The following is a 24,675-nucleotide window of genomic DNA, read 5'->3' as shown; positions in this document are numbered from 1 at the left end:
TGCGAGGAACCAGACGATAATGGTTGATTCCATGTCTCAGCATGAAAATCCAACCGCCCGGTCATTAAGGGGCGGGAAACTCATCCTCGCCGCTATCCTGATCGGGCTGGGCAATTTTTTGGTCGTACTGGATACCACTATCGCCAACGTCTCGATCCCCCATATCGCCGGCGGGTTAGGGGTCTCGTCCAGCCAGGCAAGCTGGGTTATCACCTCCTACGCAGTGGCCGAAGCGATTACTGTGCCGCTTACCGGGTGGCTCATGCGCCGCTTCGGTGGTTATCGTGTGTTCATTACCTCTTATCTGGCCTTCGGCGTGCTCTCGCTAGTGTGTGGCCTGTCGGGCACGCTTGGCATGCTCGTCGCCGGGCGCATATTCCTGGGTTTGGCTGGTGGCACGATCATTCCCCTGTCGCAGACTCTTCTGCTGCGTATCTTCCCACCGGAGAAGGCGACAATCGCGACAATCATATGGGCGATGACAACCACAGTCGCACCGATCGCCGGCCCCATTCTTGGCGGCACGATCTCCGATAACATCGGGTGGGAGTGGATATTCTTCATCAATGTGCCGGTTGCTGCCGCCGGTGGCCTTGGACTTCTGTACCTGATGCGAGGCCAGCAGGAAACGGTCACCCAGTCTCCGATTGATGTAGTGGGTCTTGGCCTGCTTATTGTGTGGGTTGGTGCTCTCCAAATCATGCTTGATGAAGGCCGCAACCATGACTGGTTCGCTGCAACAGAAATCCGCGTGCTTGCCGTGATTGCAGTAATCGGCTTTGTCGCCTTCTTGATATGGGAACTAACTGAGAAAAACCCCATCGTTAATCTGCAGGTGTTTCGCCATCGCGGCTTCGTCGCTGCTTCCGTGACCTATTCCGTTGCCTTCGGTGCATTTTTCGCGGGCATTGTTCTGATCCCGCTTTGGCTGCAGCAAAACATGGGCTACACCGCCACATGGGCAGGTTACGCCACTGGAATCATGGGTATCTTCGCGGTACTTAGTTCACCCGTTATCGGTCAGGTCGCCGGAAAGCTTGACCCTCGGTTAATCGTATCGATCGGAGTGTTGGGGCTAGGCGGCATATCCGCATGGCGCGTGGGATTCACGCCCGACATCACCTTCCTCCAAATGGCGTGGCCCATGCTGTTAACGGGACCATTCCTAATGATGTTCTTCATTCCCGTCACCGGCCTGTGCATGGCCAGCGTCAAGGCAGAGGAACAGGCCGACGCCGCCGGGATCTCGAACTTCATGCGCACGCTCGCCGGCGCATTCGCGACCTCGATAGTTCAGACCGGCTGGGCTAGCGCGACACGTGAAAACCAAACCGAGCTGGCCAGCGCGATGACGCAAGGGCAGATTACCCTCGACGGCATGATGGCAAGCGGCATGTCGAGGGAAGCCGCCACGGCCATGTTGACCAGCATCGTCGAGGGCCAGAGCGTCATGCTAGCTACGCTCAATATGTTCGCCGCGATTGCCATCTGTTTCGCCTTCGCAGCCGCATTGATCTGGTTCTCTCCGAGACCAAAGGGACCCATTGACATGAGCGGCGGCCACTAGAAAGACGGGTATGCGACTTTGACAAAGAAACTATATGTCTCCGAGAGCCTCGCGGTGTTTCCGGACCTCGTTGTCTGCGAGCACTGCGATAGCGTGTACCGGCGCATCGCTCTGACCTCGGGCGAGGTGGCACGCTGCGACCAATGCGCCGCCATTCTCTACCGTGCCAACCGTCTCGATGTCGATCGCTGGCTGGCGCTGACCCTCACCGCGGCCATCTTGGCCGTGATCGCCAACGTGTGCCCAGTCGTGCGCATCAGTCTGCAGGGGTTGCACAACGAGGCCACGCTCTGGCAGTCGGCGGCGGCGCTCGCGCACGGGCCAGCCTCTCCCATCGCAGTGCCGACGGCAATATCGATCATTGTGGTGCCACTCATCCAGATCGGTCTGCTGGCTTGGGTACTGACTTATGCTCGCATGGGACGTCGCGCACCAGGTTTCGCGCAGGCAATGAGGATACTGGTCATGCTACGCCCCTGGAGCATGATCGAGGTCGGTCTACTCGGCATTTTGGTGGCAGTCATCAAACTGTCTAGTTTTCTCCAAGTGGCCCCTGGACCGGGTATCTGGGCTACAGCCGGGTTGATGCTGCTGATCACGTTGATCGCCAACCGCGACGTCCATTGGCTGTGGGACCTGACTGAATACAACCGGCCGCGCAAGGCGGCACTTGTATGACCCCGCCGCCTCGCGCAGGACAGCTGGGCGTCCTCGGCTGCCATACCTGCGGGCTGGTCTGCAAGGACACGCCCGCTGATGCCGGGCGTGCGCGTTGTCCGCGCTGCGGGGTAGCACTGCATCGCACACACCCCGACAGCATTGCACGCGCCTGGGCTTTGTTGATCGCTGGTGTGATCTTCTACATCCCGGCCAACGTGTTGCCAGTTATGTATACCAGCTTACTCGGCAGCGGGACCGACAGCACCATCATGGACGGTGTCATCGAATTCTGGAAATCAGGATCTTACGGCATCGCCGTGGTTATTTTCATCGCTAGCGTGGCAGTCCCTTGCACCAAGTTTCTTGTCCTCGGACTGCTACTGATGACTTCACAGCAACGCAGCAGCTGGGCCAGGCGCGAGCGCGCCAAGCTCTATCGCCTCGTTGAGTTGATTGGTTATTGGTCAATGCTCGACGTACTGGTGGTAGCTGTAATTGCCGCATTGGTCCAGTTCCCGGGCCTGAGTGATATCGAGCCACGCATTGGAATTTTCTTCTTTGGCATGGTGGTGATTCTGACCATGCTCTCGGCCATGAATTTCGACCCTCGCCTAATATGGGATGGTGACAAGGAATGAACGACGTGCGCACACAGACGCAAGAACCACGCTATCCCACTGTGAACCAACGCCGCTGGCGAATTTCGCTAGTTTGGCTGGTGCCAGCCTTGGCCGCACTGATCGGTCTGTCCATGCTGGCGCATGCTTGGCTATCGGCGGGTCCCGAAATCACCATCACCTTCCGCACGGCGGCGGGACTGGAGGCTGGCAAAACACCGGTCAAATACAAGGACGTGACTGTGGGCGCGGTAACGGCGATAACGCTGAGTGACGATGGATCACACGTGGTCGCCACGGTATCATTGGCCAAGAGCGCGGGGAGTCTGACACGCAAGGACACGCGGTTCTGGGTCGTCCGCCCGCGCATCGGAACCGGGGGGGTATCAGGCATCGATACACTGCTTTCTGGTGCATACATCGCAGTTGATGCAGGATCGGAGCAGGCGTCCAGCAAAGTGTTTACCGGCCTTGAAATGCCGCCTACGGTGATTGGTGGAATGCCCGGGAAGTCATTTATCCTGCATACCGAGGATCTGGGATCGTTGGACGTTGGCTCGCCGGTTTACTATCGGCGCATTCAGGTGGGCCGTGTGGCCTCCTACAAGCTTGATGATGATGGCAATCACGTCAGCTTGCAGGTCTTCGTCGACGAACCCTACGACAGCTTCGTCACTACCGACACCCGGTTTTGGAACGCCAGTGGGGTAGATGTCTCGTTGGGTGCCGACGGGCTCAAGCTCAAAACGCAATCCGTGGCCACGATTGTTGCGGGCGGGATTGCCTTCGCCGCCCTCCCGCGCACCCAGGATAATGTTGAAAAAGCGCCTGAATATGCGCAGTTCACACTCTCTCCAGACCAGGCCAGCGCCATGGCGCCGCCGGATGGTCCGGCGCAGTATGTCCAGCTACGCTTCGATCAGTCGTTACGCGGCTTGTCCATCGGTGCTCCCGTGCAATTCTCAGGGGTAGATCTGGGCAAGGTTGTCTCCATAGACCTCGACTACGATCCGAGCACGCGTCGCTTTCCCACGACTGTTGGCATCGTGGTGTACCCCCAACGGCTCGGACGTCTGCTAGATAAGCTGCCGGGTACAGATACCGAACAACAAGCTGCACAGTTTCTGCGTGATATGGTCCAACATGGTCTCCGAGCACAAGCGCGCTCGGGCAATCTACTGACCGGGCAGCTCTATGTTTCGCTGGAATTTTTTCCGAATGCCCCGAAAAGAACGATTGACGTATCGGCACGGCCACTAACTGTTCCCACGATCAGTGGAAGTTTCGATCACTTGCAGGCGCAGGTGGCCAATATCGTCGCCAAGATCGAGAAGATGCCGCTCGACTCGATTGGGCGCAACCTCGATACCACACTGGCAGAATTGGATAAGACCCTGAAGCAAGTCAATGCCCAGACGTTGCCACAAACCACTCGTACCTTACTGCAGGCTCAGCAAATCTTCGGAGCTGCACAAGGTGCACTGGCTGAGGATGCACCATTGCAGCAAAACCTGGGCCAGACGTTACAGGAGGTGCAGCGGGCGTCACGCTCACTGCGTGTGCTCACCGACATGCTCAGCAGGCATCCTGAATCCCTGCTGCGTGGCCGACCAGTTGATCAGTCCTCGCCACCAACAGGAACTGACAGGACAACCGCTTCACAGGAACCCCTTCGATGAATTATTTCCGTCTTCTTGGGCCTGCCGTGCTTGCCTTGCTCCTGAATGCTTGCACCTCCGCGCCGATCAATTACTACACGCTTCTCGCACCGTCTTTAGGAACAGGGACGGCGGAGCCACCTGCTCCTTTCGTGATTGACGTGTTACCTGTTGGCATCCCGTCACAGTACGACCAGTCGCAACTGGTGGTGCGCCAGGGCGGCACAGGCGCCGTCGTCCTTGATGGCGAGCGTTGGACTGGCTCATTCGATGACGAAATTCGCAGTGCTTTGTCGTCGGCGCTGACACATCAGTTGGCCACTCAAGATGCTGCGGGGTTGCCCCCGCCCTCTGCCAAGCCTGTAATGAGGATCAAGCTCCAGCTTCGGCGGCTCGATGCCTGGCCCGGACAGCGGGTTCAGCTCGATGCCGACTGGAGTTTGAGCTTCGCGAATGAGCAGGGAAAACCACGACTAATTTGCCGTAGCCAATTGGGGGAGCCTGCACCAGGTGGCTATGCTGAAATGGTTCAAGCCCAACAACGTATGATCGCAGCCCTTGCGAAAAGAATTGCGACCAACGCTCGTGCGTGGGAACGTTCACGCCAAGGACTTTGCACGGATCGGCAGTAGTAGTAATAACTTAAAACCCTGTGTTCCTCCAGAAGACTAGGCTTAATTCAACGAGGTGAGCACCTACATCAAGCAAGGTTTCTCTTGAATCTTCAATCCGACATCGCGATATAGCATCTGGGACTAAGCCCGCCCTGCCCCAAAGCGGCGCCGACCAAAGTGTGAGTCAGGTTGTCCACGACAAGAAACTCCCAGTTTGGTTGTTTATTGGGCGAATCGGCCCTCTTGAGAAGCTCATGCAGACGACTCCTCCAAGCCCACCATCACGGCACTCTCGCGCCACAAGCGCTCCTGGGCCTCACGGTCGCGAGCCAGCTCCGAGGGATCGGGAAAGGTGGGATTACCCTTGACGAGGGAGATGTAAATGCGTCCATCCGGCAGGGAAAGCGTTCCGAGCGCCACGTCGGACAGCATTCGACCCGAGTGCTCGGGCGCATTCATCACGAACTCGGGGCGGAAGAGACCGACCAGAGGGAAGATCGTGCGCATCACGATGCCAAGGAGCGCCTTCTGCAACGCAGACGCCTCGCGGCCGGCAGCGCCACCCGTTAGGCCCGGGTTGAAGGCGATGACCTCGATCTGGCGCGCCACCACCGTGTCATGCCGGGCCAAGGATAGTGCCGTCATCTGGTTGCACAGTTTCGAGGCCGTGTAGGAGCGTATGCCGTCGCCCGCCCCGCCTTTTGACGGATGCGCCCACTCCTGAAGGTCGAGTGTCTTGGGGCCGATCGCCTTGATGGGTGGGTTGTGCATGTTGCTCGACGTGATCACCACCCGGCCCTGCTCGGCAATGTGCGGCAGCAGGAGCCGCGCCAGCAGATAGTGGGCAAGGTGATTGACCGCGAACGTGAGGCCATAGCCCTCAGCGCTTCGCTTATCAGCGGCCGTGCCGTGCAGGCCGGCATTGAGGATAAGGATGTCGATGCGCTTGTCACCGAGCTGCCGTATCACGGCACCAACAAAGTCACGGACGCTGGCCAGAGAGGAAAGATCGAGTGGGAGCACCTCGACGCCCTTCGGCACTGTGCGGTTGTTTCCTCGCGCGCCCACGATCACTCTCGTGTCAGGAGAAACGGCGAGATCCTGGAGGGTGAATACACCAAAGCCACTTGTGGCTCCGGTCATCACGACGACATACTGCGAGTTCACGGGTTCCACCTCGTTTCTTCTTGGGTCAGACCATCTGCGCGACGGTCTAGTCGCTGCAGCGAGAACGCGATTTCTTCCATCAGAACCGCCTGCCAATGGTGAAGCTCCCAAAGGCCGGCCGCTCGCGCTGTCCATCGAACTCGCGGGTCCGGTGGTAGCGCGCGAAGGCGAAGCGCCAGTGGCCATGGGTCAATGCGAAACCGAAGCCGATATCTGCAACCAGTGGGCGCTTGTCCACGCTGTGGCTGGAGCGGAAGGTATTGCCGTCAAGCGTGATGTCGCGCTGGACCCAACGCGCATCGGCAGCGACGAAGAAGTGGCCGCGCCAGCCCTGTGTCGGGCTCGTGCGGATCGGCGATGTGTTTTCACCCGCCGGCCGCAATGGCGCCGTACCGAAGTCGTCCGGCAGCAAGTAGCCGAACCGAAACTCAATCCCGGTATTGGCGTAGGTGGCGAAGTTGCCCAGACTGCCGCCCCAATGGGCGATCGCATCCCACCGCCATGGGCCAGCAGGCTGCTGCAACGCGAAGCGCTTGCGCCGCTCGTGAATGAACTGGACCACGGGTTCATTGTGTAGTTGGTTGTCCCAGCCATTGAACCTGTCCACGCCAATGACGCCGTGCCACCAGTCCTGAACTTCTCCGGCTTTGGCAGCCGGCCCCACGATGCCCAACCGTAGTTGCGAAGTCCGCAGGTCGTCGCCTTTTCGAGCGTTGTAGCCCACGCTGAACATCAATGCGCCAGCGTAAGGCCGGTCGTCTGCAATGAGTTCGCGCGGCTCGCGGTCGGTAGGCGTGTACATCATCTGACCGAGTCCGATGGTCATGTTCAACTCATCGAACCCGCCAGGCTGCAAGCCGGAAAACGCGTGGTTCAACCGTCTGGCGATATCGGGCAGGCACGGGTCGTCCGCACGGTGGATCAGGTTCGGCGAAACCAGCGTGAGCAGGAAGCCATTGGAGTAGCCCTGGTCCTGCCCGAGACCGCCGAACATATCGTTATCGATCCGCAGATTCACCGTGGATTCGGCCGCAATGCCTTTGCGGTCGCAGCGCTCCTCAGCCAGCGCCGAGCCACTCCAGAGCATTGCCCCAATCGCCATCCAGCCTTTCCACGCAGGGGATTCACTCGCTACATGTGGCAAGCGGCCAGAGCGCTTCGCCGCCAGGCGAACGGAGCACAGCGTCTCCAGTTCGGGCATTTCTGTCTGGCACATGACCGGCTCGCATGCGCCGTCGATGAAGCGTTGTCGGCGCGGCGTTGCAGCACGTGACGGCGCGGACCGCCGCTGTAGAGCCGGCTTATTCATTTGGACGTCGCACTTCTGCGGTTTCGCCAACGGCGAGAACCCGCTTTCCTGATGCATTCAGCCCAAGTCTTTCCCACTCCGTCGCCAGGCGAACCGGAGGTTCATCGAGCGGTTCGTAGGTCAACTTGAACGTCCCCCAGTGCATGGCGAAAAAGCTCCGCGCACCCAGGTTCAGATAGGCCTGGACAGCTTCCTCTGGATTCATGTGTTGCGCCCGCATGAACCAAGCCGGTTCGTAGGCGCCGATCGGGAGAAGCGCCGCGTCAATCGCCGGAAAGCGACGGCCGATTTCCCGGAAGCCGTCGAAATATCCCGTATCGCCCGAGTGATAGACGCAGGCGGATGGCCCTTCGACAACGAATCCGCCCCACAGCGTTTCGTTGGCGTCGGTGAGGCCTCGACGGCTGTAGTGCTGAGCAGGCACGAACGACACCTTGGTGGAGCCAAGTTCGATGGATTGCCACCAATCCAATTCGCTTGCGGGAATGCCCTTCTTCGCCAGGAACGCCTGCATGCCCAGACCGGCGATTACCGGCGCACCGACCTGCTGTACGGAGGGAAGATCGAGGTGATCGTAGTGGTTGTGCGTGATCAGCACGGCGTGGATGGGCGGTAGATGCTCGGGCAACACGCCGGCCGGAACATTGCGCCCCCCTGGCCCCAGGGCAAGGTCGCCAAAGATCGGATCAATGAGAAGCGACTTGCCCTCTAGCTGTACCAGCCAGCTTGCATGTCCAATCCAGGTAAGGCGAGCGCCTTCGCCCGGTCCCGGCGGAATCGCGATCCCTGCGAGGTCGGCCTCGATACGCGGGACGGGTGCTTTTCTTGAAACACCACGGCCACGCCCGGCAAGGCTGTCCAGGACCAACATGCGAAATGCCGGCACCACCGTACCGGGAGCCGCGCTGCCGTCGAGATTCCTGAAACGTCTGGAGCCATTGCGAGTTGCCATAGCTACCCCTCTCACAAAAGAAGATCGAGATGAACGCAGTTGGAAGTGGCCCGCCAGCACACATTCCCAATGCCCTGCGTCCCGCTCATTTCGAGTCAAATCCCAAACACGGCAAAAGCCCACAACGGGCCATGCCATGAATCGCTTTCTCAGAACCGATACTGGTAGCCGAGTCCCACGCCGTACTGCGTGCTCTTTTCGACCAGCGGGCTGTTGCGGATTGAACTGCCCATGTGCTTGGCGCCCATATCGAGGAACACCGTGTGCTTGGGCACAGGCTGCCAGTCAACGCGAAGTCCGATTTCGGTATTGACCGAGGAACTGCCGCTGTAGGCCGGACGCCAGCTTTGCGCTTCGTCCGACCTCACGCCGTAGTAGTAATCCACGTACTTGCTGTCCACCCACTCGGCCGCGAGCCGCGGTGTCAAACCGATCGGACCTGCGGTGAAACGCCGATCGATCTGCAGCGTCGCCCGCGTTCCCTTGCTGTTGCTCATGGCATCGGTCAGCACTTCGGCGGACAGGTTGGCAATGCCGGTGCGCCAGATGGCGGCACCGCCGACCCAGAAGCTGGAATCCCGGTCACGCATACCCGCGAAGTACGGCGAGTCGCCAGAATCGAACTCCTCCATGAGATACCGGCCACGCAGCCTGAAAGACACCGGCCCCAACGACGGGAGCTTGACGTCCAGGCCAGGGCCGGCCACCTGAATCCACTTGTTCTCATAGGTGATCATCGGCAAGCCACGCACGCGGTTATCGAAGTCCCGGTAAACCCGGTACTGCATGCCACCGGCGACGCCGATCCCCCACGTCGATTCACTGCGCTCGGCTTCGGCCATGGCCTGGCCTCTCGCGGACTTCTTCGTGTCGTCGGTCTGAGCAAATGCGGCTGGAGCGGAAAAAATGCCAGCGACCAGAATCGGCAACGCTGCATAAGACGGATGGCGTCGCAGCCGGGCTGCGCAATGAAGGCGTGATGACATGATTGATCCCTTTCAAGGAGAACGTGAAAAATGCCTCTCCCCATGCAGGGGAACGGCTGCTGGCAGACCGCGCCATCGAACTGCGCCGATAGGCTCGCGGACCATCGGCAGATGGCCGCACTCCACCGTCTGCCTGACTTCCATCTCGCTTTGACGACCCGACGTCGTCTCGCACCAGTCCGGCCACACGCTGCTCGCCATGCAGGGATGCGACGGACGTGCTGCGGGAGTGCCGCATCGTGGCGAAGGCTGCTGTGTCATCGTTCAAGCGCCCCCTCGCCGGCGGTTGCGCGCTCGGCGTGTCGAAAGAACCCGAGCGATGCCAGCCATTTCTCGAATTTGTCCACGTACAGGAATACCGCAGGCACGACGAGCAGGCTCAATGCGGTCGATGTGATCAGGCCGCCGATCACCGCCATGGCCATGGGCCGGCGGAAGCTCGAATCCGCGCCAAGCCCCAGCGCGATGGGCAACATGCCGGCGATCATTGCGATGGTGGTCATCACGATGGGGCGCGCGCGCTTGTGGCACGCGTCCAGCAAGGCGTCGTGAACCGACAAGCCGCGATCGCGCATGCCGATGACCGCATACTCGACGAGCAGAATGGAGTTCTTGGTGACGATCCCCATCAGCATGACCAGCCCGATCATTGAAGGCACGCTCAACTGGCTGCGCGTGACCAGCAACGCGAGGAACGCACCACCGATGGACAGCGGTATGGCCGAAAGTATGGTGATGGGCTGGAGGAAGTCCCTGAACAGCAGCACCAGCACGCAGTAGATGCACAGGACACCGACCACGAGCGCCATGCCGAAGCCCGCGCCGAGTTCGGCAACGATCTCTGCATCGCCGGCCTCGACCACCTTCACGCTGGACGGAAGGGACTTGATCGACGGCAGGTTGGCGGCTGCCGCTTGCGCCGTTCCGAGTGCGGTGCCCCCCAGGTCAGCCGAAATGGTGACGTTGCGAAGGCGGTCGTGCCGGTCGATCTGCGCAGGACCACTCTCCACGGACAGACTGGCAACGCTGGCAAGTGGCACCGGCCCGTCGCGGCCCGGAACACGCATGTTGCCGATCGTGTCAATGTCCTGCCGTGCTGCATCGGGAATGCGCGCACGGATATAGACCTGCCGGTTGTCCAGGTTCAGGCGCGCGACCTGCGAATCGAAATCGCCGCTCGTCGCCACCCGTACCACGTCGCCGATCGCTGCGGTCGTCACGCCACGCTCGGCCGCGCGCTCCGGGTCGGGGCGGATGATGATCTCGGGACGTTCCAGGCTCGCGGTGGAGGCGATGCCCGTGAGGCCCTTGACGTTGCGCAGTTCGGATTCCACCGCCTCTGCGCTCGCCTTGAGCACCTCGGCATTGTCGCTGGCGAGGATGATCGAAAGTTTCTCACCCGGCCCTCCACCACCAACAGCGAAGCGCGCGCCTGCAACGTTGAGCAGGCGCTCTCGCACAGCTTTCTCAATGACCTGCTGCGATGGCCGATCGCCACGCGGCCCCATCGTGAGCGTGAGCGACGCCCGCCGAACTTCGCCAGCACGCGTGCCTCCTGGCCCGGCACTCTGCGCAGTGCCCACCGTGGCGAAGACGTGGGCGATGCCATCGACATCGCTGACGGCCTTGCGCGCAAACTCGGCAACCGCCAATGTGTCCGCCATCGAACTGGCCGGCGGCAACTCGATGCTCACGGTCGTCGTGCCACTGTCGGAGGCCGGGATGAAGCCCGTCTCGATGAAGGGTACAAGGGCGAGCGAAGCGGCCAGAAAGATGACCGCGCCGCCCAAGGTGGTCTTGCGGTGCTTCAGGCACCAGCGCGCCGTTGCCATGTACCAGCGCATGACCCGGCCATCTTCCTTCTCGGGAATCGGCTCGGGCTTGAGCAGGTAGGCTGCCATCATTGGCGTGAGCAAGCGCGCGACGAGCAGCGACGCGAGCACGGCGATCACGGCGGTCCAGCCGAACTGCTTGAAGACCAGGCCGCCAATGCCGCTCATCATGGCGGTCGGCAGGAAGACGACCACCAGGCTCATGGTGGTCGCCATGACGGCCAGGGCGATCTCGGTCACGGCATCCTCTGCTGCCTTCCGGATCGATTTGCCCATGTGCCGGTGGCGCTCGATGTTCTCGATCTCGACGATGGCGTCATCGACCAGGATGCCCACGACCACCGCAAGCGCCAGCAGCGTGACGGTGTTGAGCGTGAAGCCCAGCCAAGCCATGGCCGCGAACGCGGGCAGGATGGACAGCGGTAGCGCGGTCGAGGCGATCAGTGTCGCGCGCCAGTCGCGCAGGAAGAGCCAGACGACGATCATCGCCAGGATGGCGCCTTCGTACAGCATCGCCATCGAACCTTCGTATTGCTCCAGCGTCTGGCCGACCGACCCCGAAATCTCCGTCAGGCTGAGCGCCGGGTCGGCCTGCTGGAGGCTGGCCAGGGCCTCGCGAACGCCCTCGGCCAGCCGCACTTCGTCAAAGCCCCTGGCGCGATACACGCTGAAGCCGACCACGTGCTTGCCATCAAGCAAGGCCGCGTGCGTGGGATCAGCCTGACCATCGATGATGGTCGCGATCTGGTCCAGCCTGAAGCTCGTGCCGTTCGACAGCGAGATCCGCAGGCCCGCAAGCTCCGATGCCTGGCGAACCGTGGCGATCGTGCGAACCGACTGCTCCTCGCCGCCGAGCTGTCCGCGGCCACCAGAGGACTGCTGCTGTACCTGGCGCAACGCTCGGGAGACATCCGCCGCGGTGATGCCAAGGGCAGACATGCGCAGCGGATCGACCTCGATCCGAACCTCGCGTTCGATACCGCCAAGCCGCTCGAACCGGCCAACACCGGACACGCCGAGCACGGTCTTGGCGACTGTATCGTCCACGAACCAGGAAAGCTGCTCCTCGCTAAGACGGGAGGAAGCGATGGCATAGGTGAGCACCGGAGCACCGACGCTGTTGGACGCGCTGACCGTCGGTTGCAGCAGATCAGGCGGGAGGTCGGAGCGAATGCCGTCCACCGCGTTCTTGGTCTCGATCAGCGCGTCCGACAGATTCTTTTCCAGTACGAATTGCACCTGGATCGACACCAAGCCATCCGTGACTGATGTGGTCAGATGGTTCAGCCCGCTCAAGGTCGCGAGCGCGTCCTCGACCTTGCGTGCGACCTCCGCTTCGAGTTGAGCGGGGGCCGCCCCCGGCTGCGACAACGCTACCGTAACCATCGGCAGATCGAGGTCGGGCAAGTCCTGCGTGGGCAGCTTCTGGAATCCCCACAATCCGGCGAGCGCCAGCAGCGCGAACAGCAGGATCGAGGGTATGGGATTGCGAATGGACCAGGTGGCGAAGTTCATGGCTTGGCCGCTCCTGCCGGACGGCCTTGGGAGATGCGCACCAGATCACGATCCTTGAGGAACCCTGCGCCCTGGACGACGACATGTTCATCCTTGCCAAGCCCGTCGGTGATCTCGACCTCCCGGCCATTGCGCCGGCCGACAGTGACGCTTCGCAGCGACACCCGGGGCGTTGAGCTGGCGTCGGCCAACGCGAGCACATGGCTGCGCCCATCGCGAATGACGACGCTCTCGGCGGGCACGACCAACGCCGCGCCGCTCCCCAGCCCAAGGCTGCCGCTGGCGTACATGCCAGCCCGGGCCGAGCTACCTGGTCGGAGGTCGGCATAGACGATGGCCAGGCGCGAGGCGCTGTCCAGCACGGGCGAAGTCTGTCGAACGGTCGCCGTCGCGGTGTTGCCGTCGGGAAGTTCAAGAGTGACTTCCTGGCCGATCTTGACTTGGGCCAGTTGTCCGGCTGTCAGCTCGCCACGCCATTCCAGGCGCGCCTGGCGAATCATCCGGAACAGTTCCTGGCCCACCGGGACGACGGTGCCGAGGGTCGCCGTTCTGGCGCTGATGACACCATCATCGGGCGCCCTGACGTCGGTGTAGCGCAGCCGTAGCGCATTGGCCGCGAGCAAGGCATCGGCGGTCTTGGATTGGGTCACGAGCTGCAGCACGTCCTGATCGCTGATGGCGCTGCTACGCTGCAACGCCAGACCGCGCTGGCGGTTGGCGGCCGCTTGATCGGCATTCGCCTTCAGTTGCGCGTGTTCCGCCTCCAACAGCGCGCGATCGAAACGGGCGATCACCTGGCCCTTTTTCACAACGTCCCCGACGTTGACGCTAACGTCGATGAGTTGGTAGCCGCCGATCTGCGAGCCGATGCTGGCTTCTTCCCATGCGGCGATCGCGCCGGTGGCTTTGATTTGCAGCGGCCAAGACACCTCGCGTGGCGCGGCGCTCGTCACGGTGAGCGCTGGCGTGGCGGCGGGAGTAACTTCGGCCGGGCTCCGATCGCGCTGCACGAAGACGAGCGCCATCGCCGCCGCAACGACGGCGATGGTCCCGATGGCATACGCGACCCGGTTCCTGCGCAGGTGACCAGGAGTGGGCGAATTGCGGGGGTGCACTTGTTCTGAGCTCATCTGCGATTACTTTCGTTGCGGGCGATAGGGGTGTCGGCCATGTTTTGTGTCGCCGGCGGCTCCGGTGCCGCCGCAGACAGCGGCGGATTCCCTGCGGCACGCACGAGGGAACCCCAGGATCGAGCGCGATCAGAAGCAGCCGAAATGGCGCTATCCTGCACACTGTTTAACTGCAGACACGAGCACTCCAGCTCGAACAGGCTGATGGCACCGGCGCGATACCGAGCTTCATTGGCTTGCAAGGCGATGCGAGCTACATCGGTATCCTGTAGGGGCATGTCCACACGCTGCTGCGCCGACGACAAAGCAGTCAGAGCGTCCTCGACGTCACGGGTCACGTCTTCCGTCGCACGAGCACGGCCCCAAAGATCAAGCTTCCAGGCGGGGCTGGCACCTAGGGAACACTTGGTAGCGTTGATTGTCTCAGTGCTACCGACGCAAAGTACTGCGGCCATCACACACGCCTCAAGCTGCGGTCCGCGGCCCCCGAGACGCGTCAGATCGTGCATCGTTGCCATCACAGCTCGTGCACCAGTGAGAACGCTTTTGCCATGATCGGGCACATGTTTGCCTGCCCACCGCCGGCGTACCATTCATCCAAGGCTGCCGTCCATGATGACGTCGCCGCACCAACGATGATGCGCGCCTCCAACAGGCTCAGGCCACGCTCACTGCATCGCTCAGCTAGTACAGTAGCAAGCGCCACCTCCCGCTTTATTCGTTTCTCGCACTCCTTGGCGAGTAAGGACGGATCTTCCTTAAGGAGTCGCACTTGAGCGAAAGCCATGTCAGGTTTGGCGTCATAGAGTTTGAGCACCGTCCCAAGCGTTTCGCAGACCGTATTCAAGGGGCTCTCCTCGGCTGGCCTGCCCCTCAACTCGTCGGCTAACTGAACGTTCTTTTCTTCATGCCCGGCAAAGACCAGATTCTCTTTAGTTTTGAAGTAGCGAAAGAAGGTGCGCCGCGCAATGCTTAGGGGCTCCACGATCTGCTCGATGGTGGTGTGGGTGAAGCCTTGCTTCAGAAAAATCACGAGCCCGAGCTTGGACAACTCCCTGCGGGTGCTCTCCTTGTGTTTTTCGCGTAGGCCTGAGTTTTCCTGTGTCATGGATGAATCCCGCCCAATATGGCACCGAGTGACAATAATGCATTATGAGACAATTGTCACTCAGTGTCAAAATAAAAGGAGTTTTGGCTGAATCGGCCCTGTTGCCGTTTCATTGGCTTCAGAGGAGAGAAGCTCTATGGAAGACGTATCCTAAGCCACGGTTGAGCCGTGCGAACCTATTCGCGTGCCTCATGCGAAATGGTGCGAGTCAGCCAAAGCGTAAGGCCGTACTGTGGAGATTTTTGGTATCTGATCCAGGTCAGACGATGAGGCCCCTGTTGCCCTCGGGAACGAAAACAGGGATGGCCTCGTACCCGTAATGCCAGCATGATCTGACTGAATATGCTAAGTTTCGACCGATACCGCAACTCACACGTGCCGTCTTCACTGCAGCTCCGTACTGCGGCACATCCCGAACAGCATTAGCAACCTGACCGATCGTGACCCATTCGTGCATGCGGCTGCGCAATTGCAGATCAGCACGAGGGCAAGCTACCATTCGATCATGAGCAACGAACACCCTAAAAATGTACTGGCGCAGTCCAAAGACGGCGTGGTGCCTTATGCCAGTGCACACCTCGAAGGCGCGTTGTTCGGGAGGGTCTTTAAGTCATGGCACAAGCGTGCAGGGAACATCTGAGGCGATATTGAATGTACGACGCATCCTGTTGGATGCTTCTCTTGTCGGCCACAAGCCATCTCTGCTGCGAGGGCTGTTGATAGGAAATGCAAGGCCTTCTGTACGATGCGAAACAGCCGGCATGGAAAGCCCCCGGAACATGCTCCAGGGCAATGGTACACCGGTCAAAGGCAATGCTGCGCGCCAGCTATGGTGGTGATCACAGCTCATGTACCAAGGCGAACGCACTTGTCATGATGGGCCTGAGGTTTGCCTGCCCACCATCTGCATACCACTCATCCAGCGCTGCCATCCATGCTGACATTACCGAGCCAACGATAATGCGCGCTTTGAGGGGACTCAACCCCTGCTTACTTTCTCGCTCCACCAATGCAGCAGTAAGCGCCAACTCCCGCTCCATCCGCTTTTCGCATTCTTTGGCGAGCAAGGCCGGAGTTTCTTTCAGGAGGCGTACCAACGCAAAGGCGAGGTCTGGATTCGCGTCGTAGCGTATGAGGGTTGTCGCTATGGTTTCGCTGACCGCGTCCAAGGGGCTCTCCTTCGCGGGTCTGCCCTTCAATACCTCGATCAACTCAATCGTCTTCTCTGCGTGCCACGTAAAAACCAATTCCTCCTTCGTCTTGAAGTAGCGAAAGAAGGTGCGACGCGCGATGCCCAGCGGCTCGACGATCTGCTCGATCGTGGTGTTTTCAAACCCTTGTTTCAGAAACAATTCCAGTCCGATGTTGGACAAGTCCGTTCGGGTACTTTGTTTTCGCCTTTCACGAAGGTTGGGGGTCTTCGCTTTCATTCAAATTGCCCTGCCTTCATGGTATTGAGAAGCACTTATGCACAATGAAAAATGGACCTCTGCGCCAGAATAAAGTGAAAATGGACTGAACACCGCGTCTTCGACGTGCGATACACTTCTTGGTAAACCATAACACAAAAGAAAGGACCTCTGGAAAAACACTGGAAGTTGAGGCTGAGCGGTGTAAGCATCGGCCGGGCAAATTTATGCCAGTTATAGCTCGAAACCGCTGCGAGGGAAAGGCCGACTGCATCAGCGCCTGTTCAAAAGAAGTGTTCGTGCTTGAAATCCTCCCTAAATCCGAATGGGGAGACCCACCTGAATTGGCATGGTGAGGGGATATCCTATGGCAAGAAAACCTCCATGCCAAATATACCGCTTAGCAAAGCCGTCGCCTGAGTGTCATCGGTAACACCGACCGAGGTGCTACACCGAGCGCAAAATGCCCTGGATGAAGCCGCAGATGAGCGGAACATGGATGAAGTGCCCCCTTCGGCAGCCTATTCAACATCGCGGAGTCAAATTTAAGCCATACTGCAGTAAGACAGCCAGTATGTTTCTGGCATATATCGCAAGAGCAGGAATGAGGGGCTGAAGGATTCACCGCTGTGAATCTGATAAATCCACATAAACACCCACCAGATAATTTCATATCCATCGGGCCCTGTTAAAACGTTCAGAGAGACAAAGATAGCATCGACCTCCCCTCGCTCAAAGCAGTCTGTCAACGAGATTAAGCTCCTCACCGCGGCTCCGGGATATACGGATCTCTGGATGATAAGCAGATACCATTGCTCCTGCATCACTGAAGCGAAGCCGGTTTTCAAGTGCGATAACGCAGCAGTTGATGGAGTCTTTAAATACTTTGAACCGGTGGTGATACCGGGCCGTCTGACTGAACAACTTAACAAAAGCTTTTTCGTGGTAATCAAGCCAGACATACTTTTCTCCATAAAAAAAGAAGATACGCAACCTGACCAGGTGAAGTGTCCCATGAGGGTAAAAAGCCACGGCAGTGCCGTGGTTGGGTAAACGGAGGTGCAGGCTTTTAATCCCGGACTTCACGATATGATGCAGCGTCCTGAGCCGGTGAATCGAGCTCATCGCTGACCAGATAAAACCAGGCCGGGCTGAAGCGCGACGGGCGCACCTTTGTGCCCGTCGACATGTTCACCGCCGTCATAGCAGTCGTAACCACTGAGACCGCTTACGGGCTCGCCATAGCTGTGACGCACCTCGCAGTCAAACACCGCTGGGATTTCCCCGACCACTTCACCTGACGGCGGGAGCCAGAGCGTATCCATCTGCTGCTTAAGACTGTTTGGCGTATGCCGCTGCCAGTTGACATTGTGCCCAGCCGGCCACTCCATGCCGTACTGTCGGCAGTACAGGCTGGTTGTGGTCGACACACAGGACTTCAGTCCGCCGGCGCCATTCAACTCTGCCGCCAGCAACGTGGAACCGAGGAAGCTCGTACCGTCTGTCGCCTTACTGATTTTGCACTTTTCTGGTGACACCTCAAGATGGCGGTTTTCGGAAAGAAACACTGTGACTTCACACATTATGTCTCTGGCTTCATCTTTGGAACCAACGACGCCAAACAGAAAATCACCAGCATAACCACAGAACCCTAAACGTTTATAATTGGGATCCATTCATCTTTTGACGGTATAGAAACCCGCATTCTCTCCATTTCCCGGACTTTTTTTAATACTGCCTTCGCGGTCGTGTTGTTGCCTTCACTCCGCAACTTTTTGGCCCGGACTCTCTGTCGGTACATTCTTCTGGTCAGCTTTCCATACTGTGGATTTTCATCCCGATATTTACCGTTGTTAAACTGTGCCTTTTTCTGCTCCAGAAACTGGTCCATTTCTTGCAGGTAAATATTGGCAAGAATTTGAGAAACAACACCGCCTTGTGGTGTTCCACTGTAAATGACATTGAACTTCCAGTCTTCCATATAAACCGCTTTCAGCATATTTCCAATCAGCCGGAGAAAACGTTTGTCCTCGTTCTTCCTGCCCAGCAGTTTCAATAAACACGGTAATCAATGTTGTCAAAAAAAAGACCACATCGATATCTATTAACCACTTAACACCGATCCAGTGGTGCTTAATATCAAGAAGTGCTTCATGGCACGAACATCCCCGCCTGAAACCATATGATTTCGGCGAAAATACATGCTCATAAATGCGCTCCTGAATAAGTTTCATTACCGAATGCACCTGTTTGTCACTCGCCGTTGGTATACCTAAAGGGCGGGTCTTACCATCAGCTTTGGGAATTAGTATCCGTCTGACAGGGGAGAACTTGTAGGTGCTGTTACTGAACTGACCGATAATTTTGGTTAACCATGCAAACAACTACTGAATAAACAAACTAATGAAAAATATTTCCAATAGTTTTGTGTGTTTATATGTTATTGATTTTAAATCAATTAAATATTAATAAATGATGTTTGAGCACTATTTATTTCTTTTAAAAGAAAAAATAATCTTTTTGTTGACTTTGATGACCCGTAACGATTAATTAGTAGACAGACATATCAACCTTTCTTAAGACTCAAGGAGACTAAGATGGTGATGTTGAAAAAATGTAATGAGAGTGGACTGTATGGATTCACCATTGATGGGTTATCGGTCACTGATACGCAAAACTTCTTTATTCAAGCTGCTCCAGATATTCGGTTAGCACTGCTCAACAACGGAGCGCTGCTCCTACAAGGCGTTGCGCAAAGTGCAGAACCCGCTGTGTTTGAAGTGATAATGAATGCGCTAGGTTTTCGCACCAGAGATTACATTGGTGGTTCATCTCCCCGTTCAACCATAAAAGGTAAAGTGATGGAGGCAACCCGAACGCCTCCGGCATGGTCAATCATCCTTCATCAGGAAATGACCTATGTAAAACACCCACCGGAAATCATTGCCTTCTCTTGCGTCAAACCCGCCACAGAGGGTGGAGAATCTACCATTGGCGATATGCGCCGAATAACAAAACTGGTCGAGCCTTCAACATTACAACTTCTGACAGAACGCGGCCTCAGACTGCGCAGAACACTGCCGGATGAAAACCGAGTTCATCTGAAACCCGGAATAAAAAAAAGCTGGCAGGAAGCGCTTTCTGCAAAAACAAAAGAAGAGGCAGAGTTTGCCTGCCGCTCCAGGGGTTGGGAATTTGAATGGTGGAACGATGATTTAATCCTTTGGCAGGACTGTATTTCGCCGGTGCGTCAGCATCCTCGTAAAAATGAGGTGATCTGGTGCAATCAGGCACATTTCTGGGGTGCTGCTGCGATGATTGAATGGGCGCGGTTCGATTCCAGAAACGAAGACGAAGAAGAGTTAAAAGAAGCTGCTCAGAATTGTCCTGAACTTCTCGAATCCATGTGTTTCGGCGATGGAGAACCGCTGCCGGAAGAACTGACACTTGACTTATTTCATCTGGTCAAGGGGTTAGAACAGGATGTGAATCTGAACACCGGCGATATTTTGCTGCTCGATAACCTGCAGTTTGCTCATGGCAGGCATGCATTTTCAGGAAACAGAGAGATTAACGTCATTATTGCCGACTGGACTGAACATTAATTCAAACAAACAGAAGGAAAATGGTCATGAATATTACACAGCATAATATCTCATCCACAGGCGATACCTTCATTCTCGGCCCAGGCCGTAACGTCAGTCTGAAAGACTTTATTGAATTCTCTCAGTTTAGTAAAAAAATAGTTGCTTCAGAAGAAACCAGAGAAAGAATTGCCGCATCAAGACGAGCCCTTGAAAAATTAGTTAAAGAAGGCTCGGTTATATACGGGGTCAACACTGGGATGGGTGGGTTTGTCGATCATCTCGTTCCGCTCGAAAGGGCTGAAGAATTACAAAAAAACCTTATCCGTGGTGTTGCGACAAATGTTGGTGAAAGATTTTCAGATATAATTTGCCGGGCAACTATGTTCGCCCGAATTATCTCACTTTCTCGCGGCAACTCAGCATTATCTCTGGAAAATTTCGATCGATTTATCGCAATCTACAACGCTGGTCTGATTCCTGAGATACCACGTAAAGGGTCATTGGGCACCAGCGGAGATCTGGGGCCACTGGCAGCCATGGCCCGTATGCTCACTGGCGAGGGCAATGCCTGGTTCAATGGTGAACGCTTGGCTGCAGAAGATATTCTGCACCAGCTGGGGCTCGCACCGCTTGAGCTAAGTTATAAGGAAGGGCTGGCACTCATCAACGGCACCTCTTGCATGGTTGCGCTTGCCGCCCTTAATGTCATCGAAACCAGGTCACTTCTTGAACAATATGCGTCAATCTCCGCCTTTGCCTCAGAAACGCTTCTTGCCAGGATTCGGCCATTTCATCCCGACGTTCATCAACTAAAACCGCATACAGGCCAGCAAAAAATTGCAGAGATGATATGGAATAACCTCCAGGGAACAAGGCTGGCGATTGATGATATACAGCTTTCATCAGAACTCGGAAGCAGGCTTACGAATAGCATCAAACAAGAAGATATGCCGATTGAAGATGCCTATTCAATTCGCTGCACACCGCAGATACTTGGCCCGGTTTTGGAGACAATAGAATTTGTGGAACGAATAGTGAGTAATGAATTAAATTCGTCAAATGATAACCCCCTTATCACACCCGAAAACGGTCAGGTTTTTCATAACGGTCATTTTCACGGACAGTATATATCCGCCGCGATGGACTATTTGACGATAGCAATCATTACCATGTGTAATTTATCTGACCGGCGAATAGACAGATTACTGACCAGTGCGAACAGCAACGGGCTCCCCTCTTTTCTATGTGCAGAAAATGGCGGGCTGCGGTTTGGTTTAATGGGGGGACAGTTTATGTCATCTTCAGTCACAGCGGAAAATCGTTCTCTGGCTACACCGGTTTCAATACAGACACTAACAACAACAGGTGATTTTCAGGACGTAGTCTCTTTCGGTCTGGTTGCTGCTCGCAGAACGGCGGAGGTACTCCAGAATACCCGCTATGTTATTGCTTTTGAGTTGATCTGCGCCGCTCAGGCAGCTGATATCAGGGATGCCACAAAATTAGGAAATTCAGGTCGCCTGTGGTACGCAAAAGTAAGGGAGTCAGTCCCTTATCTGGACCATGACGAGTCAATAACACCTTATCTGGAAGAACTCGTATCCCGGATACTTGGAGGCCACTCATGATGTTCTCTAAAAAAATCCGGGAATGTGTTGAGGGAGCAAATAATAATGCTTCCATCCGCCTGCACGCCAATGAAAATCCGTTGGGTTCACCAGACCTAATACAAACGGGACGATATGATCTGTCTTTGCTGAGCCAGTATCCCGATCCCACCTACAATGCACTGAGAACAGCAATTGGAGAACGCTGGAATATTAATCCGGAACAGATCATCACGGGTAATGGCTCTGACGAACTGATTGATATCACGCTGCGTAGTCTGCTGAAACCGGGTGCACGGCTTACCGCTCCTCGTCACAGTTTTATGATGTACAAAAAGAGAACTGATATTCTCGGAGCCTTATACAGTGAGATCCCAGTGAATAGTGGGCGCATCCTTCCTGAGGATTTAAAAGAGGCGGTCAGTCATAAACCTGACATTCTGGTCCTGGTGAATCCTTCTAATCCTTTGGGTCACTATATTGCACCTTCAGAAATGATATCTTTAGTTGAAACCATACCGCCAGAAACGACCATTATCATTGATGAAGCCTACGCAGAATTTACACCTGATATCGAAAATACGGCAGGCATTCAAATCGTTCATAGACGCGTTAACTCAATATGCTTACGAACATTTTCAAAAGCGTATGGACTTGCCGGATTGCGTCTAGGCTGGGCTTACGTCAGCACAGATCTGTATCCACAACTGGAAGCTCGCCGGGCGCCTTACAATGTCAGTGCTTTATCTGCTCTTGCTGGTGAACATGCACTACAGGATCGTGAGCATCTTTTCAAAACAACAGAATATTGTCTTAGCTGGGGAAAAAAACTGGTAGATTTATTTGAAGATTACGGAGTCAAAGCCAGTGCCCAATATGTCAATTTCGTTTTTGTTGAATTTGACAGTGAAGAACGCAGCCGGGAGATCCAAAACAGTCTTAACAGTGAAGGTTTCCTTATAGCCAGGCTGACCGATTATTCTTTGGATCATTGCCTGAGAATTTCATTCGGACCCCGGGAACAAATGGAAAAGTTATTCTCTGTTTTAGAGAAAGAACTAAAAGCATAGATTCTGCCAAGGTTATTTACATTCATTTAAATAAATAATTAAAAGTATCTATTCAATCGAGGTTTAAGAATATGAATAAAGTACCTGGGCTATACCATACAGCCCCCTATCTAAGTCAAACCCAAACGCGACTCCTTCATGTTAACCTTGATGAGTCAAATTCTCCCTATTGTGTCCTCAGTCCGACCATTTTTTACCCACAGGGTGGTGGGCAATTAGGTGACAGAGGTTATCTTGTTTTACCGGATATGCTGACATCACAACAAAAAATCGGTGTTCTCACAACAAAACGAAAAGATGAAGAGATCAGACACTATCTTGATATTAATGAGATCGGTTTTGACTTGCTGAAAAAGCAGGCAGGTCAGCAAGTGACTGCTATTCTTGATTGGGATCTGCGATATCACCAGATGCGTATACACTCGGCGGTACATCTGATCCATTGTATACTCGAGCAGGTAACAGGCCATTCAATCCCTTACCCTGTTCGTTCACCACTCAATGATGAAAGCGGAGAAAATCATTATCAACTTCTTGACTATATTGATAAAGATATTCTTGAAAAGGCAACAACAGAACTAAATGAATTTTGTTTATCGGGACATGAGATACAAACTGTAAATGTTCCCGAACAGGGAAATAACTTTCGGATATGGAAATGTGGACGATGGTCAATTCCTTGTGGAGGTACACATGTAAAAGACACAAAAGAGATCGGGATGATATTTTCCACGTTGAAAATCAAAAAAAACATGACGCGTATAGCACTCAGGCTCTCTGATAATTCAGGTTAACCTGGTAGATGTTTATAGAGTCAATATCTAATCAACAAATAATGATGGTAGCCTCTGGTATGAGAACAGATAAAAACAAAACAAAACACGCAGATAGTCTCCCTAGTAAATCGTCTAACAAGACAGATGAAAAACATGCTCTTGGTTCATTCCTGACACAACTTCGTGTTGAAAGGGGACATCTTAAAGTTTCGACGTTTCTGGAAGGGATAGATATTCCTTTTTCTGCTAATTATTATCGTGATATCGAAGCAGGCAGGAAGTATCTCAGTATAGACTCGGCTGTAGAACTCCACAACTCTCTTGGCATAGAAACATCAAGCAAATCAAGCTTTGATTATTTCTGGCATTATTTTAAAGATTTATTACCTTCTGATATGCATGAAATGTTATTTGGGAAAGGAATAGAAACAAGAGATCTGTCTTCAAGACTGGAATTGAGAGACCATGATTCCAAAATATTACGCCGCGCACTCAGCCTAAGTCGATATGAACGCGAATTTATTATTTCTGATGAAATAATTAGAGGATTTAAGAACAATTTTGATTTATGGCCTCTTATGACATATTTATATATGGTTGACACTGCATCCGTGGCTGAAATTAAACAAGTTTGCCATCAACTTGACATTGCATTCGATTCTCGTGTGGTCGAATTTTTGAGTCTTGTAGCAAAAGAACGAAACCATGAGGAAGCCCCTTTCATTCGCCTTGCACCAACGCTCAGAATGCCCAGAAACCCAGAATCTATTAATCTTAAAGACAAATTTATGTGTTATGAAACTGAGAAATCCCTGTCCAAACCCGAAAAAAGTGAATATTTTGACATAGATGGGACATTTAAATTTAGTGCGATGGTTACGCTTAAATCGCCGGAAATTGAACAAATACAGGACAGACTTGTTGATCTCTTTTCCGCTATTGAGGTACACACTAAATCCGGACGACAGCTTGAAGATGAAAATGCACATCCTTATTTTTTGGAATTGATCATTTCAGGCAGACCAGAATATGACGGTCGAACTGCCAGAAAACCTTCAGGGTTTAAAAAGCCAGAATAGTTCCACCATAAAGCCCTGATTTTATATTTACA

The 24,675-nt window shown here is 55.3% G+C and carries 21 protein-coding genes and 1 pseudogene; 10 read left to right on the top strand and 12 right to left on the bottom strand.

From position 1 onward, the window contains the following. Positions 1–19: 19 nt before the first annotated feature. From IM303_RS05160 to IM303_RS05140, 5 genes are read left to right on the top strand one after another with little or no spacing between them, the layout of a single operon-like run. On the top strand, positions 20–1,567 hold the full coding sequence (locus IM303_RS05160) for a DHA2 family efflux MFS transporter permease subunit (protein ID WP_104093108.1): 1,548 nt from the start codon (positions 20–22) through the stop codon (positions 1,565–1,567). Between the two features lie 18 nt (positions 1,568–1,585). After that, positions 1,586–2,245, top strand: coding sequence for a paraquat-inducible protein A (locus IM303_RS05155; protein ID WP_193359670.1), 660 nt, complete (start codon positions 1,586–1,588; stop codon positions 2,243–2,245). After that, positions 2,242–2,865, top strand: a complete 624-nt coding sequence (locus IM303_RS05150; protein ID WP_193359669.1) for a paraquat-inducible protein A — start codon at positions 2,242–2,244, stop codon at positions 2,863–2,865. The genes IM303_RS05155 and IM303_RS05150 overlap by 4 nt, the downstream gene beginning before the upstream one ends. Continuing rightward, positions 2,862–4,523, top strand: a complete 1,662-nt coding sequence (locus IM303_RS05145; protein ID WP_193359668.1) for an intermembrane transport protein PqiB — start codon at positions 2,862–2,864, stop codon at positions 4,521–4,523. Before IM303_RS05150 ends, IM303_RS05145 begins: the two co-directional genes overlap by 4 nt. Next, on the top strand, positions 4,520–5,134 hold the full coding sequence (locus IM303_RS05140; protein WP_193359667.1) for a membrane integrity-associated transporter subunit PqiC: 615 nt from the start codon (positions 4,520–4,522) through the stop codon (positions 5,132–5,134). Before IM303_RS05145 ends, IM303_RS05140 begins: the two co-directional genes overlap by 4 nt. 234 nt (positions 5,135–5,368) lie before the next feature. Here IM303_RS05140 and IM303_RS05135 read toward each other — a convergent pair whose 3' ends face one another. The 12 genes and pseudogenes from IM303_RS05135 to IM303_RS05080 form a co-directional block, all read right to left on the bottom strand. Continuing rightward, positions 5,369–6,283: an SDR family NAD(P)-dependent oxidoreductase gene (locus tag IM303_RS05135; protein WP_370552689.1), complete on the bottom strand. Its 915-nt coding sequence runs from the start codon at positions 6,281–6,283 to the stop codon at positions 5,369–5,371. Positions 6,284–6,362: 79 nt separating this feature from the next. After that, entirely contained in the window at positions 6,363–7,592 is a 1,230-nt protein-coding gene (locus tag IM303_RS05130; RefSeq protein ID WP_227014125.1) for a lipid A deacylase LpxR family protein, read from the bottom strand. Further along, positions 7,585–8,544: an MBL fold metallo-hydrolase gene (locus tag IM303_RS05125; protein WP_193359666.1), complete on the bottom strand. Its 960-nt coding sequence runs from the start codon at positions 8,542–8,544 to the stop codon at positions 7,585–7,587. The genes IM303_RS05130 and IM303_RS05125 overlap by 8 nt, the downstream gene beginning before the upstream one ends. Positions 8,545–8,693: 149 nt before the next feature. After that, complete coding sequence (locus tag IM303_RS05120) at positions 8,694–9,530, bottom strand: MipA/OmpV family protein (RefSeq protein WP_227014124.1); 837 nt, start codon at positions 9,528–9,530, stop codon at positions 8,694–8,696. 257 nt (positions 9,531–9,787) lie between these two features. Then, positions 9,788–12,877: an efflux RND transporter permease subunit gene (locus IM303_RS05115; RefSeq protein ID WP_193359665.1), complete on the bottom strand. Its 3,090-nt coding sequence runs from the start codon at positions 12,875–12,877 to the stop codon at positions 9,788–9,790. Next, positions 12,874–14,007 (bottom strand): efflux RND transporter periplasmic adaptor subunit, encoded by a 1,134-nt coding sequence (locus IM303_RS05110; protein ID WP_193359664.1) that lies wholly within the window; start codon positions 14,005–14,007, stop codon positions 12,874–12,876. Before IM303_RS05110 ends, IM303_RS05115 begins: the two co-directional genes overlap by 4 nt. Then, a complete protein-coding gene (locus IM303_RS05105; protein WP_227014130.1) occupies positions 14,004–14,462 on the bottom strand; it encodes a TolC family protein in 459 nt (152 codons plus the stop codon). The genes IM303_RS05110 and IM303_RS05105 overlap by 4 nt, the downstream gene beginning before the upstream one ends. Positions 14,463–14,524: 62 nt before the next feature. After that, positions 14,525–15,115 carry a TetR/AcrR family transcriptional regulator gene (locus IM303_RS05100; protein WP_193359663.1) on the bottom strand — a complete coding sequence of 197 codons (591 nt, stop codon included), beginning with the start codon at positions 15,113–15,115 and terminating at the stop codon, positions 14,525–14,527. 839 nt (positions 15,116–15,954) lie between these two features. Then, complete coding sequence (locus tag IM303_RS05095; protein WP_193359662.1) at positions 15,955–16,545, bottom strand: TetR/AcrR family transcriptional regulator; 591 nt, start codon at positions 16,543–16,545, stop codon at positions 15,955–15,957. 524 nt (positions 16,546–17,069) lie between these two features. Then, on the bottom strand, positions 17,070–17,486 hold the full coding sequence (locus tag IM303_RS05090) for a hypothetical protein (protein WP_193359661.1): 417 nt from the start codon (positions 17,484–17,486) through the stop codon (positions 17,070–17,072). A gap of 107 nt (positions 17,487–17,593) precedes the next feature. After that, positions 17,594–18,002, bottom strand: a pseudogene (locus IM303_RS05085) (hypothetical protein); the annotation flags it as partial. 375 nt (positions 18,003–18,377) lie between these two features. After that, positions 18,378–18,908: a reverse transcriptase domain-containing protein gene (locus IM303_RS05080; protein ID WP_193359660.1), complete on the bottom strand. Its 531-nt coding sequence runs from the start codon at positions 18,906–18,908 to the stop codon at positions 18,378–18,380. A 213-nt stretch (positions 18,909–19,121) separates the two neighbouring features. Between IM303_RS05080 and IM303_RS05075 the strand changes: the two genes are divergently transcribed. The 5 genes from IM303_RS05075 (at position 19,122) to IM303_RS05055 (ending at position 24,643) form a co-directional block, all read left to right on the top strand. Next, entirely contained in the window at positions 19,122–20,129 is a 1,008-nt protein-coding gene (locus tag IM303_RS05075) for a TauD/TfdA family dioxygenase (protein WP_193359659.1), read from the top strand. 26 nt (positions 20,130–20,155) lie between these two features. Next, entirely contained in the window at positions 20,156–21,739 is a 1,584-nt protein-coding gene (locus IM303_RS05070; protein WP_193359658.1) for a phenylalanine aminomutase (D-beta-phenylalanine forming), read from the top strand. Further along, complete coding sequence (locus IM303_RS05065; protein WP_193359657.1) at positions 21,736–22,788, top strand: histidinol-phosphate transaminase; 1,053 nt, start codon at positions 21,736–21,738, stop codon at positions 22,786–22,788. Before IM303_RS05070 ends, IM303_RS05065 begins: the two co-directional genes overlap by 4 nt. Positions 22,789–22,859: 71 nt before the next feature. Further along, a complete protein-coding gene (locus IM303_RS05060) occupies positions 22,860–23,582 on the top strand; it encodes an alanyl-tRNA editing protein (RefSeq protein ID WP_193359656.1) in 723 nt (240 codons plus the stop codon). Positions 23,583–23,590: 8 nt separating this feature from the next. Then, positions 23,591–24,643 (top strand): hypothetical protein, encoded by a 1,053-nt coding sequence (locus IM303_RS05055; RefSeq protein ID WP_193359655.1) that lies wholly within the window; start codon positions 23,591–23,593, stop codon positions 24,641–24,643. Positions 24,644–24,675: the final 32 nt, after the last annotated feature.

It is taken from the genome of Enterobacter cloacae complex sp. P38RS (genome assembly GCF_014930775.1).
In the GTDB taxonomy this organism is placed as follows: Bacteria; Pseudomonadota; Gammaproteobacteria; order Enterobacterales; family Enterobacteriaceae; genus Enterobacter; species Enterobacter bugandensis.
The sequence above is the reverse complement of the archived record's forward strand: the minus strand, read 5'-3'. Positions and strand labels throughout refer to the sequence as shown.